Here is a 15599-nt window from a genome sequence, read left to right on the forward strand (position 1 = left end):
CTCGACGGCGTCGTCGTACTAAATTCCCCCCATCATCCTCATCAACCTCGTCGTCGACGTCAGTAAACTCATGCGGATAATCAGGTGATGTGATTTTGCTGGTGGATTTCGGAGTGATTCGGGGCAGGGTTACTATGTTGATTACAGGGCTGAAGCTTGGCTCATAATCGTTCGGTCCCCAGTTCAAATCTGGGAGGGGCCACCAAATTAGAAAAGCCAGAACAGTTCACACTGCTCTGGCTTTTTGCTTTTCTGAAGCTGTACAACTCACCGCTGTATTTCCTACAAATAACGAATTGTCCCACACGCAATTCCAATTCCCTCTCTGTGACTAAATATACTTTTCTTTTATAAAAAAATCGGCAATATGAGAGTACACAAATCATTCAATAGTTCAGGGAAGACTCATGAAAGACGAAACGCTCTCGATTCACTTCGGCTACGAAACTGATCCAACAACCAAATCAGTTGCGACCCCTATTTACCAAACCGTTGCTTACGAATTCGATGACGCACAACACGGTGCAGACCTGTTTAATCTTGCGGTACCCGGTAATATCTACACTCGCATAATGAACCCAACCAATGATGTGTTGGAAAAACGCATGGCAGCCTTAGAGGGTGGTATTGCAGGCTTAGTGGTGAGTGCGGGCAGCGCGGCGATCAACTACGCCATTCAAACGTTGGCACAAATCGGTGACAACATCGTTTCAACGCCTCAGCTTTACGGCGGTACTTACACTCTATTTGCTCACATGCTGCCAAACCAAGGGATAGAAGTTCGCTTTGCCAAAGACGACAAACCTGAAAGCTTAGCGGCACTGATTGATGAAAAAACCAAAGCGGTTTACTGCGAAAGTATCGGTAACCCCGCTGGTAATATTATCGACTTAGAACGAGTTGCTGAGCTTGCTCACGCACAAGGTGTACCTGTGATTGTCGATAACACGGTGGCGACACCTGTGTTGTGTAAACCTATCGATTTTGGTGCTGATATTGTGGTGCACTCACTCACCAAATACGTTGGTGGTCACGGAACAACATTGGGTGGCGTGATTGTCGACTCAGGCAAATTCCCATGGGCAGAGCACAAAGATCGCTTCCCAGTATTTAATCAGCCAGAACCTTCTTACCACGGTGTGGTGTACACCGAGGCTTTTGGTGAAGCCGCGTTTATTGGTCGTGCTCGAACGGTTCCACTACGTAATACAGGCGCTGCACTGTCGCCTATGAATGCCTTCATGCTAATGCAAGGTCTAGAAACGTTGTCGTTACGCATGGAGCGACACACAGAGAACGCACTAAAAGTAGCAGAGTACCTTCAGCAACATGAGAAAGTGAGTTGGGTGAGCTACGCTGGTTTACCAACGTCTGAGTTCTATCCGCTGGCTGAGAAATACATGCAAGGTAAGCCGTCTGCCATTTTATCTTTTGGCTTGAAAGATGGTTATGAAGCCGGTGTTCGTTTCTATGATGCGCTACAAATATTCAAGCGCTTGGTGAACATTGGCGATGCAAAATCTCTCGCTTGTCACCCTGCTTCTACAACACACCGTCAATTAAGCGAAGCGGAACAAAAGCAAGCAGGTGTGTCACCAGAGATGATTCGTCTCTCAGTAGGTATCGAGCACATTGACGATATCTTGGCTGACCTAGAGCAAGCACTTAGCGCTTAATGCTTAATGCTTAATGACGCTACAGCTAGCTCTAACACGAATCGTTAACTAGCAGACACAAAAAAGCCCATCACAGGATGGGCTTCTTATTATCTAATTTTCTTAGATAAGCTAACGATTACTCAACAGTAACCGCTTTCGCAAGGTTACGAGGTTGGTCAACGTCAGTACCTTTGATTAGCGCTACGTGGTAAGACAACAACTGCATCGGTACTGTGTAGTAGATAGGTGCTGTTACTTCACTTACGTGAGGCATCTTGATGATCTTCATGTTCTCATCGCTTTCAAAGCCTGCATCTTCATCTGCGAATACGTAAAGTAGACCGCCACGAGCACGTACTTCTTCAACGTTTGATTTCAGTTTCTCTAGCAAGTCGTTGCTTGGTGCAATAACGACGACTGGCATATCTGCATCGATAAGAGCCAAAGGACCGTGCTTAAGCTCACCAGCCGCGTATGCTTCTGCGTGGATGTAAGAGATCTCTTTCAGTTTAAGAGACGCTTCCATCGCGATTGGGTAGAACTCACCACGACCCAAGAATAGTGTGTGGTGCTTATCTGCAAAATCAGGTGCTAGCGCTTCGATCTCTTTATCAAACGCTAATGCTTTTTCAATATCAGCAGGCAGTTGATGCAGTGCTTGAACGATCTCAGCTTCTTTCTCTTCATTGATGCGACCTTGTAGACGACCAATTGACGTTACCATCATCAGCATAGCCGCTAGCTGTGTCGTGAAGGCTTTAGTTGAAGCAACGCCGATCTCAGTTCCTGCGCGAGTCATGAAGGCAAAATCAGATTCACGAACTAGCGAAGAACCCGCAACGTTACAGATAGTCATTGCCGACATGTAACCTTTTTCTTTTGCAAGACGAAGTGCAGCAAGCGTATCCGCCGTTTCACCAGACTGAGACAGAGTCACCAATAGGCTGTTCGGGCGAACAACGAAATCACGGTAACGGAATTCAGAGGCAATCTCTACGTCACAGCTTACGCCTGCTAGAGACTCAAACCAGTAACGAGCTGCCATGCCTGAGTTGTAAGACGTACCACATGCGATGATCTGCACGTGTTCTACCTTGCTTAGGATCTCTTCCGCTTTAACACCGATTGCATTAGTGATTACAGAAGTGTCAGAGATACGACCTTCCATTGTGTTGATCAGCGCTGTTGGCTGCTCAAAGATCTCTTTCTGCATGAAGTGACGGTATTGACCTTTATCACCTGCATCGTGTTCTGCGTTTGATTCAACGATTTCACGCCCTACACGCTCGCCCGCTACATCAAATACTGTTACATCACGACGAGTCACCTCAGCAACATCACCCTCTTCTAAGTACATGAAGCGACGAGTTACGCTTAATAGCGCTAGTTGGTCAGAAGCAAGGAAGTTCTCGCCCACACCAAAACCGATAACGATTGGGCTACCAGAACGAGCAACAACGATACGGCTAGGATCTTTACGATCAACCGCCACCGTGCCGTATGCACCGTCTAATTGTTTTGCTGTTTTTTGCAGAGCTTCAACCAAAGAAGCTGACGTGCGAAGTTCCCACTCAACAAGATGAGCGATAACTTCAGTATCCGTTTGTGAAGTAAACACATAACCACGCTCTTGAAGAAGAGCACGCAGTGCTTCGTGGTTTTCGATAATACCATTGTGTACAACAGCAATATCACCAGACATGTGTGGGTGTGCGTTTGCTTCAGAAGGCTCACCGTGTGTCGCCCAACGTGTATGAGCTATACCAGTACCGCCAATAACATGTTGTTGATCGACTGCGTCTGCTAGCTCTTGTACTTTACCAAGGCGGCGTACACGAGTTAGGTTAGATTCGCTATCAACTACAGCGACACCCGCTGAATCGTAGCCTCGGTATTCTAGGCGGCGAAGGCCTTCTACTAAAATTTCGGCTACATCACGCTGTGCTACTGCACCAACAATTCCACACATAGTTTCACTCCATCAATTTCGTTTTATTCCTATTGGCAGCAAGCAAAGGCCAGATCTTTATCAAGATCAATTATAGGAAGGTAAATGCATAATACTTAAATTTGTTTTTACGCTGGATCAGTCAAGATCACACGAACATCATGTGATTCGATACTTGCTTTGGATTCTTCGCCTAAGTCTGTATCGGTAATTAAGATGTCAATGTGCTCCCATGCCAGCTCTAAGTTCGGGATCTTTCGTCCCACCTTTTCCGACTCAACCATCACGATCACTTCTCGTGACACTTCAGCCATTACTTTACTTAGACCAACCAATTCATTGAACGTGGTCGTGCCTCTATCAAGGTCGATACCATCAGCCCCAATAAATAGTTGATCAAAATCGTAAGCACGAAGTACTGACTCTGCGACTTTGCCTTGGAAAGAATCCGAATGGGTATCCCAAGTGCCACCGGTCATTAGCAGTGTTGGTTCGCTTTCCAACTCATTAAGTGCATTAGCAACGTGCAACGAGTTGGTCATCACAACCAAACCACGCTTGCTATTGAGCTGCTGAATTAGCGCCCCTGTCGTGCTACCGCTATCGATCACAATGCGATTATGGTCGCGAATTAAATCTGCCGCGGCTTTCGCTAATGAAATCTTTCGAGTCGAAACTTGTGGACCCAGCTCTTCGTTCACAACCTCTTTCGGTAATGAAATCGCACCACCATAACGGCGCAAAAGCTGACCGTTTTTCTCTAAAGACGCCAAGTCCTTTCTAATCGTGACCTCTGAGGTTTCGAACTTAGCGGATAATTCATCAACACTAACCTCCCCTTTTTCATTCACTAGGTTAGAAATTGCATGTCTTCTGAGCTGGGTGTTTCGTTTCGACATTTAAAAAAGGCCATTAAGTTTCGATGTGAAACATATTATAGTTACAACGAAACTATTTAGTCCATTTATTTTGATCCAAAAAATTAATAAATAGCGATAAAACCTTGTCCTAAGACAATTGTTAAGCAGTGATATTGAACTCATTAGGTGGTAGAATCCGCACCCGAAAAGAAAAAAAATTACAAAACTGACTGTTATTTTTTTGCAACTTACCGCCTATATAGTGGGGTAAGTCACAGAAAACCGATATTGAATCAAAATCTTTTGGTCATAAAATGACTAAAATTGATGAAAGACTTACAACTCTGAAGGACATATTGGAAGTCCCGCGCTTTTACACAACAGGCACAAAATGTTGATGTAGCGGACCAATCTTCAGAACTTAAATAAATTTCAAATTGTAACAATACTTACCGGAGAGTACCTTCCATGAAAAAGACCAAAATCGTATGTACGATTGGCCCTAAAACTGAATCTGTAGAGAAGCTAACTGAACTAGTAGATGCTGGCATGAACGTTATGCGTCTTAACTTCTCTCACGGTGATTTCGCAGAGCACGGCACTCGTATCGCGAACTTCCGTAAAGTAATGGAAAACAATGGTGAGCAACTTGCGATCCTTCTAGATACTAAAGGTCCAGAAATCCGTACTATCAAACTTGAAGATGGTAACGACGTAGATCTAGTAGCTGGTCAAGAGTTCACTTTCACAACTGACGCAACAGTTGTTGGTAACAAAGACGTAGTAGCAGTAACTTACCTAGGTTTCGCTAAGGACCTAACAGCAGGTAACACTATCCTTGTTGATGATGGCCTAATCGAAATGGAAGTTATCGCAACAACAGAAACTGAAGTTAAGTGTAAAGTTCTTAACAACGGTGCTCTAGGCGAAAACAAAGGTGTTAACCTTCCTGGCGTTTCTGTTCAACTTCCAGCTCTTTCTGAGAAAGACAAAGCTGACCTTAAGTTTGGTTGCGAGCAAGGCGTTGATTTCGTAGCTGCTTCTTTCATTCGTAAAGAAGAAGACGTTAAAGAAATCCGTGAGCTTCTAAACGCTAACGGCGGCGAGAACATCCACATCATTTCTAAGATTGAAAACCAAGAAGGTGTAGATAACTTCGATTCAATCCTTGAAGCTTCTGACGGCATCATGGTTGCTCGTGGTGACCTAGGTGTTGAAATCCCAGCTGAAGAAGTAATCTTCGCTCAGAAGATGATGATCGAGAAGTGTAACCGCGCACGTAAGATGGTTATCACTGCAACTCAAATGCTTGACTCTATGATCAGCAACCCACGTCCAACTCGTGCAGAAGCGGGTGACGTTGCGAACGCAATCATGGATGGTACTGATGCAGTAATGCTTTCTGGTGAAACTGCTAAAGGTAAGTACCCAGTTGAAGCTGTTACTATCATGGCTCAAATCGCGAACCGTACTGATTCAGCTCTTAAAGCTGAGCTAGGTTCTCGTCTAGACAGCCCACGTCTACGCATCACTGAAGCAGTATGTAAAGGCGCTGTAGACACAGCAGAGAAGCTAGCTGCTCCTCTAATCGTTGTTGCAACTGAAGGCGGTAAGTCTGCACGTTCAGTACGTAAGTACTTCCCAACTGCAAACATCCTTGCTCTAACAACTAACGAAAAGACCGCTGCACAGCTAGTTCTTACTAAAGGTGTTAAGCCAGTTCTTGTTGACTCTATCGAGAACACAGACGCGTTCTACATCAACGGTAAAGAAATCGCTCTACAATCTGGCCTAGGTAACAAAGGCGACATCGTAGTTATGGTTTCTGGTGCTCTAGTCGCTTCTGGTACTACAAACACAGCATCTGTTCACGTTCTATAAGAATGAACCGATTCGCATAAAATATAAAAGAGGGCTTCGGCCCTCTTTTTTTATGAAACAAAATCTTGCCTAACTTTTCAGTACGCTGTATTATCAATCACATTAGAACTACGTACTGTTAAAGTCCAATAAACTCTTCCTAAGAAACGGATTAGCAGACTAGAAATCAAATATACATGAGGTTTGTAATGTCTAGTCCTACGCTTACTGACAAAGTATCAAAGATGATTCGCCAAGATATTCTCAATGGTGAATTAACCCCAGGTAAAAAACTCGTTGTAGCTGATCTCAAAGCACGATACAACGTCGGCGCATCTCCAATTCGCGAAGCCTTAGTGCAACTATCTTGGAGTAAATACGTAAAGCTAGAGCCACAAAAAGGCTGCTGGGTATCACCGGTATCAAAGAAAGAACTCAATGACCTATATGAAAGCCTTCGTGTTGTCTCTTCTGTTCTGCTTAAAAAGGCAATTTCAGCAGGCGATGAAAGCTGGGAACTGGAAGTATTAACCTCCTACCACAAGCTATCACGCATACAATATGTCTCAGAAGAGTTTGATTGTGTTGAGTGGGAAGAACGTCACCAGCAGTTTCATGCAGCGTTACTTGAAGGCGCAGACTCAGAGAACATGTTTAAGTTCTTTGATGATCTTATCAATCAAGTAAAACGCTACCGCTTCCTAGCGATGTCAGCGAAAAGCGCATCTGATGATCTGTTCAATATTGATGAGCATGAAATGATCATGAAGCTGGTACTTGCTAAAAATGTCGATCAAGCGACAGAACTATTGGATCAACACCTGTTAAGTTCAATGAAGCGAATTGAAGAAGTTATCGAAGCCGCATAATGTCAAGATAGATTCTAACCACATAAAAACGGAGCCTAATAGCTCCGTTTTTTATTTCCAGTATTACGACTGAACTACCACCCAAAAAACTCTTTGTGATGAGTATTGAGTAGCACAACCATAGGTAAAAAATACAATGCACTCAGTTGAAAGCCAAGAACGGCTAATGTACCTATGGTTACCCTCACTAAAAAATCGACAAACATACCACGCCTCTTTCAATCAGACTGTATGGTTATCATTCAGTTTAGTTCAAATCATCGAGAGCATTAGACTTTAGTCTAATCATATAAACTTTGTGGATAAACGATAGCGACTTCCAAAAAGCAAAACGGCCCAAATTAAGGGCCGTTCGTATCAGTAAAATCGCTATCTTTTTCAAACGATTAAATGATCAGTTTTAGCTTAAAAGCAGCTTTAAATCTTTCTTCGTTAGGCTTTCAACGCTCGTTCACCACGTGCGATGCCAACAACCCCACTTCGAGCCACTTCAAGTACTTCCGTTACTTCAGACAATGCCTGAATGAAAGCATCCAGCTTCTCGCTAGTGCCAGCCATTTGAACCGTATATTGCGAAGCCGTCACATCAACGATTTGACCACGGAATATATCCGCTGTGCGTTTCACTTCAGCGCGAGCAAAGCCGCTAGCGCGTACTTTTACCATCAGAAGTTCACGCTCGATATGCTCAAGCTCAGACACTTCTTGTACCTTAAGTACGTCGATTAACTTGTGTAGCTGTTTTTGGATCTGCTCAAGCTGCATTTCGCTCGAGTTAGTGGTGACATTCAGACGAGAAAGCGTTGGATCATCCGTAGGGGATACATTCAAAGACTCGATGTTGTAGCCACGCTGAGAAAACAAGCCAACCACACGAGATAGTGCACCTGGTTGGTTTTCCATTAATAGTGAAAGGATGTGTCTCATATTATGTTCTCTCCGTTTTGCTTAGCCACATGTTATCCATACCCTCGCCTTTGATCTGCATTGGGTATACGTGCTCGGTGTCATCCACACTAATATCGACAAATACCAAACGGTCTTTCATCGCTAGTGCTTTTTCCAAACCTGATTCCAGTTCATCCGGAGATGAAATACGCATGCCAACGTGGCCATAAGCCTCAGCGATAGCAGCAAAATCAGGAACAGAGTCCATATATGAATTAGAGTAACGACCTTGATAAACAATGTCTTGCCACTGTTTTACCATGCCTAAGAAACGGTTGTTAAGATTAATAATCTTAACGGGAATATTGTATTGCAGCGCAGTCGACAGCTCTTGGATATTCATTTGAATACTGCCGTCACCAGTAACAATCACAACTTCTTCATCAGGTTTCGCAAACTTAACGCCCATACCAGCAGGTAAGCCAAAGCCCATCGTGCCTAGACCACCAGAGTTAATCCAACGGCGCGGCTTGTCAAACGGGTAATACAAAGCAGCAAACATTTGGTGTTGACCTACATCAGAAGCAACATAGGCATCGCCATTGGTTACTTTATGCAGCGTTTCAATAACTTGTTGTGGCTTAATTCGACCCGACGTTTTGTCATACGCTAAGCAGTCACGTTCTTGCCACTGTTTAATTTCACTCCACCAGCTTTCCATCGCTTCTGCATCGTTAGTTCCACCTTGCTCAATAAGCAGGTTAACCATGCTTTCTAGTACTTTTTCCGCTGAACCTACAATCGGTAGATCCACTTTAACGTTCTTAGAGATAGAAGATGGATCGATATCAATGTGCATGATCTTCGCATCAGGGCAGTACTTATCTAGGTTATTGGTCGTTCGATCATCGAAACGTACGCCAATACCAAAGATCAAGTCCGCATTGTGCATCGCCATATTGGCTTCATACAAACCATGCATGCCCAACATACCCAAAGAGTTCTTATGAGTACCAGGGAAAGCGCCAAGCCCCATTAGGGTACTTACCACGGGTAAATTCAGTGCCTCTGCTAATTTTAATAGCGGCTTATCTGCCTCAGAAATAACCGCACCACCACCGACATAAAGTACCGGTTTCTTCGCTTCAAGAAGGGCTTTTAGCGCCTTTTTGATCTGACCTTTATGACCCGTAACCGTTGGGTTATATGAACGCATTTTGATCGTTTCTGGGTATTCATAAGGAAGCTTAATTTGTGGGTTTAAAATGTCTTTTGGCAGGTCAATAACCACAGGACCTGGACGTCCTGTCGTTGAAATATAGAATGCTTTTTTAACGACTTCAGGGATATCTTCCGCTTTCTTAACGAGGAAGCTGTGTTTAACGATCGGGCGTGATACACCAACGATGTCACACTCTTGGAAGGCGTCGTTACCAATAAGGTTATTTGGTACGTTACCAGAAATAACAATCATTGGGATTGAGTCCATGTAGGCTGTTGCAATACCAGTAACGGTATTGGTCGCACCTGGACCAGAACACACAAGTACTACACCCGGCTTACCGGTAGAACGAGTATAGCCATCTGCCATGTGGGTAGCGGCTTGTTCGTGTCGTACTAATACGTGTTTAATTTCAGCAGTTTTAGCATGCAGCGCATCGTAGATATCAAGTACAGAACCACCTGGATAACCAAAGATTTGTTCTACACCCTCTTCAATTAGAGACTGCACCACCATCTCAGCGCCGGATAACATTTCAGCGCCGGATGACATAGCTGTTTCAGGTTTTGTTGTCATATTGCTCTCCTCACCAGTTTCCAATCACATTTGGTGAACATGTTGGGCTGGTTTTTCATAGTCTAGGGCTTATTCGTAGCCTAATTCGAAATACTTCCACTTTTTCGGCTATGGCTGTCTGTAGTGATAACAACAAACAGTAATACGAAACAACTTTAACGCTTTATTATCATCTGGTCTAACGCCTGTTATTCGGCAACTGTGCCAAAAAACCAACTATTAGCTCAAAGCATCAAATAAAACCCAACACAGGCTTTCACACTAGGTTTAAATACTGCCTACTTGATAAAAAAAAGCACTTAATATTTCAACAGTTCGCTATTTATCGATAAACAGCGAGCTTGTTGGTGTGCGCTTTCGCACATTGTGCTGTGTCATTAGATACAAAAAATCCCCCTAAAAATGCAATCACATTCGTAGGGGGATTTTTAAACAACTGAAAATTTATCTAAACAGAAAACTACTTATCTTTAGGCTTTTCGTTGTACATTTCTTCGATTTCGTCTTGATACTTATCGTTAATAACCTTACGACGCAGTTTCTGGGTCGGTGTTAGCTCACCATCATCCATAGAAAACGCTTTTGGCAGCAACTTAAACTTCTTCACTTGCTCAAACTTCGCTAGCTCTTGTTGTAAATCATTCACACGCTTCTCTAGCATCTCTACTATTTGGTGATTTTTAACAAGTTCCACACGGTCATGATATTTGATATTAAGCTCTTTGGCATACTCTTCTAGCGAGTCATAACAAGGAACAATCAGTGCAGAAACGAATTTGCGCGTATCAGCGATAACAGCAATCTGCTCGATAAAGTGATCTTTACCAATTGCGCCTTCAACCACTTGCGGTGCAATGTACTTACCGCCAGAAGTCTTCATTAATTCTTTGATGCGATCAGTAATGAATAGATTACCATTTTCATCAAAATGACCCGCATCACCCGTTTTCAGGAAACCATGCTCGTCAAATGTCTTAGCTGTCTCTTCTGGCATCTTGTAGTAGCCACGCATCACCATTGGGCCACGAACAAGGATCTCATCCTTAGCGCCAATTTTCACTTCAGCGCCCGGCATCGACATACCGATCGAATCAGGGTTAAAACAACGGTCATCCCAGCACGATACTGTTGCCGTGGTTTCTGTCATGCCGTAGCCAAGTTTTACATTGATACCAATCGCGAGGAAGAAGCGACCAATGGTTTCATCAAGCTTCGCGCCACCACATGGCATGAAGTTGATGTTACCACCTAACAGAGCTCGCAGTTTAGATAACACAAGCTTGTCAGCAAGCGCATGGCTCTTCTTCAGCATGAATGATGGTGTACGACCTTCTTGATGACAAACAGAAAGCTTCGCGCCCATGTTCACCGCCCAAGTAAAGAGTACTTTACGAATAAACGGTGCTTTAGATACTTTCTCGTGAATCGCTGAGAAAATCTTCTCGTAGAAGCGAGGAACAGCAGACATAACCGTTGGTTTAACATCACTCAATGCATCACGAACTTGCATGGTGTCTTGCAAATAGCAGTTGGTTGCGCCTTTATAAAGGACATAGAAAGTCCAAGCGCGCTCAAATACATGTGATAGAGGTAAGAAACACAATGAGACGTCGTCTTTGCTTAAGCTGAGACGCTCATCATGGCCTTTTAGTTGATAGCCAACATTAGTGTAATCAAGCATTACACCTTTAGGCTGGCCCGTTGTACCAGAGGTATAGATAAGCGTCAGTAAGTCATCCATGCTGGCATCCGCAAGACGAACATCAAGCTCAGCTCGCTGCTCTTCAACACCACGAGCCATGAACTCTTTCCAAGAGACGGCAAAGCGATGTCCTTGCAGATCGATATCATCAGACATCGCCACAACAACTTCTAGCTGTTCACACTCTTCAAAAAGGCTAACCGCCGCATCGAACTGAGCTTGCTCGCCAACGAATAAGATCTTCACATCTGCATTTTGGATAATGTAAGAAGACTGCGCCGCTGTGTTGGTTGGGTAGATTGGTACCGTTACAAGACGCGCTTGTAAGGATGCGAAGTCAGCCACAGTCCACTGAGGCATATTGTTCGAGAAGATACCGATCTTATCCTGAACTCTCAATCCTTGAGCCAATAGCGCTAATGAAAGCGTATCGATTTGTTGTCCAAATTGTTCCCAGCTAATACCTTGCCATACATTGCCTACTTTGTGCTTCAAAGCTGTACGGTTGCCACCTTGGGCAATTTGGTCACGAAGTCTTTTTACGATATGAAAATCTAAATTGGCCATCTCTTTACCTTTGGCTTACACCTGTAAGCTTTTTTGAGCGCACAAGTGTACCTCTGATCATGGAAAAGGCAACTGATGAAGCTCAAAGTTATAAGTAATAGTACGTCTCACGCTAAGTTTTCTATCAACAAAAATAGCAGGTACAAAAAAACCCCAAGCCAGACTCCTAGCTTAGGGCTTATAAATCATAGGAATTAGTGTCTAGTTAAGCGCCACTACTTCGCCACAGATCATCATTAACTGATCTCGTAACCAGATGTGTCCTTTGTCCTTTTCACTTGATTCGTGCCAGCTAAGGAAGCCAGAAATCGCCGCATTATCGAATGGGAAATCTAGAATCTGAAGCTGATCTTTGTTTGCTGCATGTTCTACCATCCAACGAGGAGCTATCGTCACAAGTTCAGATTGACCAACAACGTAAAGTACGTTGCTTAAGCTCGTACCTTCGTAGAAAGGTGTGCAATCGAGGTCACGGTAAGCTTGCTCAGAGAAGCTACGTTGACCATGGATGCGAGACAGTTTAGCGTGCTTTTCGTTAAGCAACTCTGCCGCTGAAACTTCACCGTTGATGCGTGGGTGAGAAGCAGAAGCGACCACAACCAATTCATCTTGGAAGATTTCAGTGCTTGAGAAACCTTGCTCATCAAAACGCGAGTAATCAATAACGAAGTCAATTTCTTGGTAACGCATGCGCTCAGAAAGTTGACGGTCAAATTCCGCATCCATGTGCAGATTAACGCTAGGTGCTTGGTCGTTGATTGTCGACATAATCTTAGGTGCAAAACGCATGTCGCAAGGGCTACAAATTGCAAGTTTGAACAAACGAGAAGACGACTCTGGTGAGAATACAGAACTTGGCAATTCGTTGCGTACTAACTGCAGCGCTTGGCGGATTGGGCCAAACAACTGACGAGCACGTTGAGTCGGTTGAATACCACGACCTTGACGCATGAATAGCTCGTCGTTGAACATTACTTTCAAACGAGCAACAGCATTACTTACCGCTGGCTGAGACATGCCCAGATTATGAGCTGCACGTGTAATATTTTGCTCTTGCATAACTGCATCAAATACAGTCAAAAGATTTAAGTCGACTCCACGAAGTGTGCTTTCCATTCTGTAGCTTGCAATTGCACTCATTGCGTCTTTTTTCTCTAACATTCAAGTTGCCTCTTGTCGGTTCGACAGGGTTAAATTGGTAATGGTGTGGGAATAGATAACCACTAATTCTTACATTTATCAGACCGATGTTTTTCGGATTGCCATTACTATTAACCAATAAATCTCGAGCTACCAACAAGATTGATAAAGAATAATTTAATTTTACCTTAATGATTAAACAACACCTAAAAATCAGTTGCTTATGGAGTTATAAAAAAACATAAAATGCGTCACTTATGAGTTTCATTTCGACTTATTTAGCTGTTCTATCGTTTTGGTTACATTTGTTACAAATTATTGAACTCGTGAATCGTTCAGCTAGGCAATTCAGAAATAACACTTATGGGTTACGTGAGTGATGCATAACTAGGAAAATCCACCTTATCCCAAAGTTGCTTTCTCAAGTCATCTTGGTTAGACCATTTGCCCGCCAAAACCCACTCAACAAGTGCACTTGCCACGTCAGGGTAAGTAACCCTTTCAGCCTGCTTTTCACCGAGCCAACTACGCAAGATAGCCGCGTCTAAAAAACTCATGGTTTGAGCCAACCCGAGCGCTTCAAGCGTCGCCACATTACTTTGTTGTTCGAACTGTCCCTCAAGAGGCTTAAGAAGCAACTTCTTACCTAAAGTTAAGGCTTCAGATGGCAATTCAAAACCGCCGTTGGCCACCACACCAGAGCACTGATTGAGATCGAATTGGAAGCCGGCATGACTGAGTGGTTTGAACTCTATATTTTCGACTCGGCTATACTCAATCACATTCGGGTGATAACAGACAAAGTGATGAGAAACAAACTTCATCAACAACTCAGAGATCGCATCAAGATCCTCAAATGGTAGATAAACCAAGGTGAAGTCTTGTGTTGCTTTCGCTCGCTCATCACACGCTGGCGTGTGAACGATAGGTGGCAATATTGGCTGTTCAAAGTGATACCAGTGCAAACCAATAGAGTGCTCAGTTGGGGCGAAATGTTGAATCACGGAATGTTCAATCCAGTTGCCCCCTTCTTTAGGTACATCATAGCGGAACGCATTCTGGTGGCTTATACCAATACATGGCACACCTTGCCTCTTAGCCGCCCATGCCGTCACAGGTTCAAAATCATTAAGCACTAAGTCATAAGGCGCAAGATCGATCTGGTTAACCTCGCGGAGAAATCGCCAGATGTTGTTCTTGATGAATGTCTTGCCGTATTTAACCTTCCCCTGCTCGCTGTAAAAAGTTAAACCGCTGCGGGTCTGATAGTTGCCAAACGCTTCCATCGAAAAGAATTTACTCTCGTCTCGCCCAGAGAACAGAAAGTCGACATCAATATTTTGCTGACGAAAAGCGACGGCCATTGCTCTCGCTCTAGCGATGTGCCCATTTCCAGTGCCCTGTACGCCATATAAAATTTTCATTCAGGTTCCTTGAAGATTAATAATTCGAGCTCTGCTGTCTTTGCCTGTGTCTTTTTAATATGAACAACAGAACAAACAGCCATACGACTAAGCGCTATAAAATGAAGTAAATGGCTAGGCTTGTGCACGCTATACCTAGCGCTGCGCCAATCAGTACGTCCGTTAAAAAGTGCACACCGAGTAGGATTCGAGAGCCTGCAATCGCTGTCGCCCAAATCAAGCTAAAGAGATAGAGACTTGGATAAAAATGTCCGATTAGAGTCGCCATAACAAATGCAGCAGCGGAGTGCCCTGATGGCAGGCTGTATTTATCTGACGGCACAATGTGAGAGTGAAGTAATGAAGAGAATTCAGCGGGTCTGCGGCGCTTTAGGGTGTTTTTGGCTACCCAATAAATCGGTAGCTCTATCGCAAAAGCGGCTAGACCAACCATTAAAAATTCACGACCGGTGTAGCCATCAGCTAACAGCGCAATCAGAGCGATCAACACATATAGATGACCATCCCCGGTATGAGACACCGCTTTACTCAATGTTGCATGTTGCCCGCTATAACGGTTCTTCAAACAGAAAACAGAAAATGCCACATCCCAGCGGACAACAGGTTCGATAGTACGCATACGATCTCCTTAACAATCCTTATTCAGTTAAGGCTCAAGGTATGCCCCTGAAATGACAGTTAAGTGACGTTTTGAATGAACTAAAATGAATTTTGAAGCGAATTAACCGCTTTCACTAAGTAAGCTAATAGGAGCCTAGAAGCAGCCGATAAAAATAAAGCGACACAAGGCCGCTTTATTCTTCTATGTTTTTGCTTCTTTATATAAGCAAACAAACGCTACTTCTATCGTGCTAATGGTTATAGAGCTCGCTAATGATAATAGCG

11 protein-coding genes are annotated in these 15599 nt (G+C 43.8%); 3 read left to right on the plus strand and 8 right to left on the minus strand.

From position 1 onward, the window contains the following. The first annotated feature begins 407 nt into the window (after window positions 1-407). Window positions 408-1676, plus strand: a complete 1269-nt coding sequence (locus ACED60_RS21690) for an O-acetylhomoserine aminocarboxypropyltransferase/cysteine synthase family protein (protein WP_010434545.1) — start codon at window positions 408-410, stop codon at window positions 1674-1676. Between the two features lie 118 nt (window positions 1677-1794). On the opposite strand, the gene glmS is transcribed toward ACED60_RS21690, so the two are convergent. Together glmS and ACED60_RS21700 are read right to left on the minus strand one after the other, a co-directional pair. After that, on the minus strand, window positions 1795-3627 hold the full coding sequence (gene glmS, locus ACED60_RS21695; RefSeq protein WP_371728451.1) for a glutamine--fructose-6-phosphate transaminase (isomerizing): 1833 nt from the start codon (window positions 3625-3627) through the stop codon (window positions 1795-1797). A gap of 107 nt (window positions 3628-3734) precedes the next feature. Continuing rightward, complete coding sequence (locus ACED60_RS21700; protein WP_004736011.1) at window positions 3735-4505, minus strand: DeoR/GlpR family DNA-binding transcription regulator; 771 nt, start codon at window positions 4503-4505, stop codon at window positions 3735-3737. Window positions 4506-4934: 429 nt separating this feature from the next. Between ACED60_RS21700 and pykF the strand changes: the two genes are divergently transcribed. After that, window positions 4935-6347, plus strand: a complete 1413-nt coding sequence (gene pykF / locus ACED60_RS21705; RefSeq protein ID WP_012603178.1) for a pyruvate kinase PykF — start codon at window positions 4935-4937, stop codon at window positions 6345-6347. A 176-nt stretch (window positions 6348-6523) separates the two neighbouring features. Continuing rightward, the gene (locus ACED60_RS21710; protein WP_012603177.1) at window positions 6524-7195 is read left to right on the plus strand and encodes a GntR family transcriptional regulator; all 672 of its coding nucleotides are present in this window, start codon (window positions 6524-6526) and stop codon (window positions 7193-7195) included. A gap of 432 nt (window positions 7196-7627) precedes the next feature. On the opposite strand, the gene ilvN is transcribed toward ACED60_RS21710, so the two are convergent. From ilvN to ACED60_RS21740, 6 genes are all read right to left on the minus strand, one after another. Beyond that, window positions 7628-8122 carry an acetolactate synthase small subunit gene (ilvN, locus tag ACED60_RS21715; protein ID WP_004735875.1) on the minus strand — a complete coding sequence of 165 codons (495 nt, stop codon included), beginning with the start codon at window positions 8120-8122 and terminating at the stop codon, window positions 7628-7630. Window position 8123: 1 nt separating this feature from the next. Next, window positions 8124-9881 carry an acetolactate synthase 3 large subunit gene (locus ACED60_RS21720; protein WP_009847808.1) on the minus strand — a complete coding sequence of 586 codons (1758 nt, stop codon included), beginning with the start codon at window positions 9879-9881 and terminating at the stop codon, window positions 8124-8126. A 460-nt stretch (window positions 9882-10341) separates the two neighbouring features. Further along, window positions 10342-12150, minus strand: coding sequence for a long-chain fatty acid--CoA ligase (locus ACED60_RS21725; RefSeq protein WP_371728452.1), 1809 nt, complete (start codon window positions 12148-12150; stop codon window positions 10342-10344). A 201-nt stretch (window positions 12151-12351) separates the two neighbouring features. Next, on the minus strand, window positions 12352-13311 hold the full coding sequence (leuO, locus tag ACED60_RS21730) for a transcriptional regulator LeuO (RefSeq protein ID WP_017100430.1): 960 nt from the start codon (window positions 13309-13311) through the stop codon (window positions 12352-12354). Between the two features lie 347 nt (window positions 13312-13658). Then, on the minus strand, window positions 13659-14714 hold the full coding sequence (locus ACED60_RS21735; protein ID WP_371728453.1) for an MJ1255/VC2487 family glycosyltransferase: 1056 nt from the start codon (window positions 14712-14714) through the stop codon (window positions 13659-13661). 94 nt (window positions 14715-14808) lie between these two features. Beyond that, complete coding sequence (locus ACED60_RS21740; protein WP_009847812.1) at window positions 14809-15333, minus strand: phosphatase PAP2 family protein; 525 nt, start codon at window positions 15331-15333, stop codon at window positions 14809-14811. Window positions 15334-15599 lie beyond the last annotated feature (266 nt).

The sequence above is a fragment of the Vibrio sp. 1F279 genome (assembly GCF_041439815.1).
In the GTDB taxonomy this organism is placed as follows: domain Bacteria; phylum Pseudomonadota; class Gammaproteobacteria; order Enterobacterales; family Vibrionaceae; genus Vibrio; species Vibrio tasmaniensis_A.

Excerpts from the sequence above, each read along its gene's own strand:
- ACED60_RS21690 (WP_010434545.1), top strand. The coding sequence starts at position 408 with ATGAAAGACGAAACGCTCTCGATTCACTTCGGCTACGAAACTGATCCA.
- glmS (WP_371728451.1), bottom strand. The coding sequence starts at position 3,627 with ATGTGTGGAATTGTTGGTGCAGTAGCACAGCGTGATGTAGCCGAAATT.
- ACED60_RS21700 (WP_004736011.1), bottom strand. The coding sequence starts at position 4,505 with ATGTCGAAACGAAACACCCAGCTCAGAAGACATGCAATTTCTAACCTA.
- pykF (WP_012603178.1), top strand. The coding sequence starts at position 4,935 with ATGAAAAAGACCAAAATCGTATGTACGATTGGCCCTAAAACTGAATCT.
- ACED60_RS21710 (WP_012603177.1), top strand. The coding sequence starts at position 6,524 with ATGAGGTTTGTAATGTCTAGTCCTACGCTTACTGACAAAGTATCAAAG.
- ilvN (WP_004735875.1), bottom strand. The coding sequence starts at position 8,122 with ATGAGACACATCCTTTCACTATTAATGGAAAACCAACCAGGTGCACTA.
- ACED60_RS21720 (WP_009847808.1), bottom strand. The coding sequence starts at position 9,881 with ATGACAACAAAACCTGAAACAGCTATGTCATCCGGCGCTGAAATGTTA.
- ACED60_RS21725 (WP_371728452.1), bottom strand. The coding sequence starts at position 12,150 with ATGGCCAATTTAGATTTTCATATCGTAAAAAGACTTCGTGACCAAATT.
- leuO (WP_017100430.1), bottom strand. The coding sequence starts at position 13,311 with ATGTTAGAGAAAAAAGACGCAATGAGTGCAATTGCAAGCTACAGAATG.
- ACED60_RS21735 (WP_371728453.1), bottom strand. The coding sequence starts at position 14,714 with ATGAAAATTTTATATGGCGTACAGGGCACTGGAAATGGGCACATCGCT.
- ACED60_RS21740 (WP_009847812.1), bottom strand. The coding sequence starts at position 15,333 with ATGCGTACTATCGAACCTGTTGTCCGCTGGGATGTGGCATTTTCTGTT.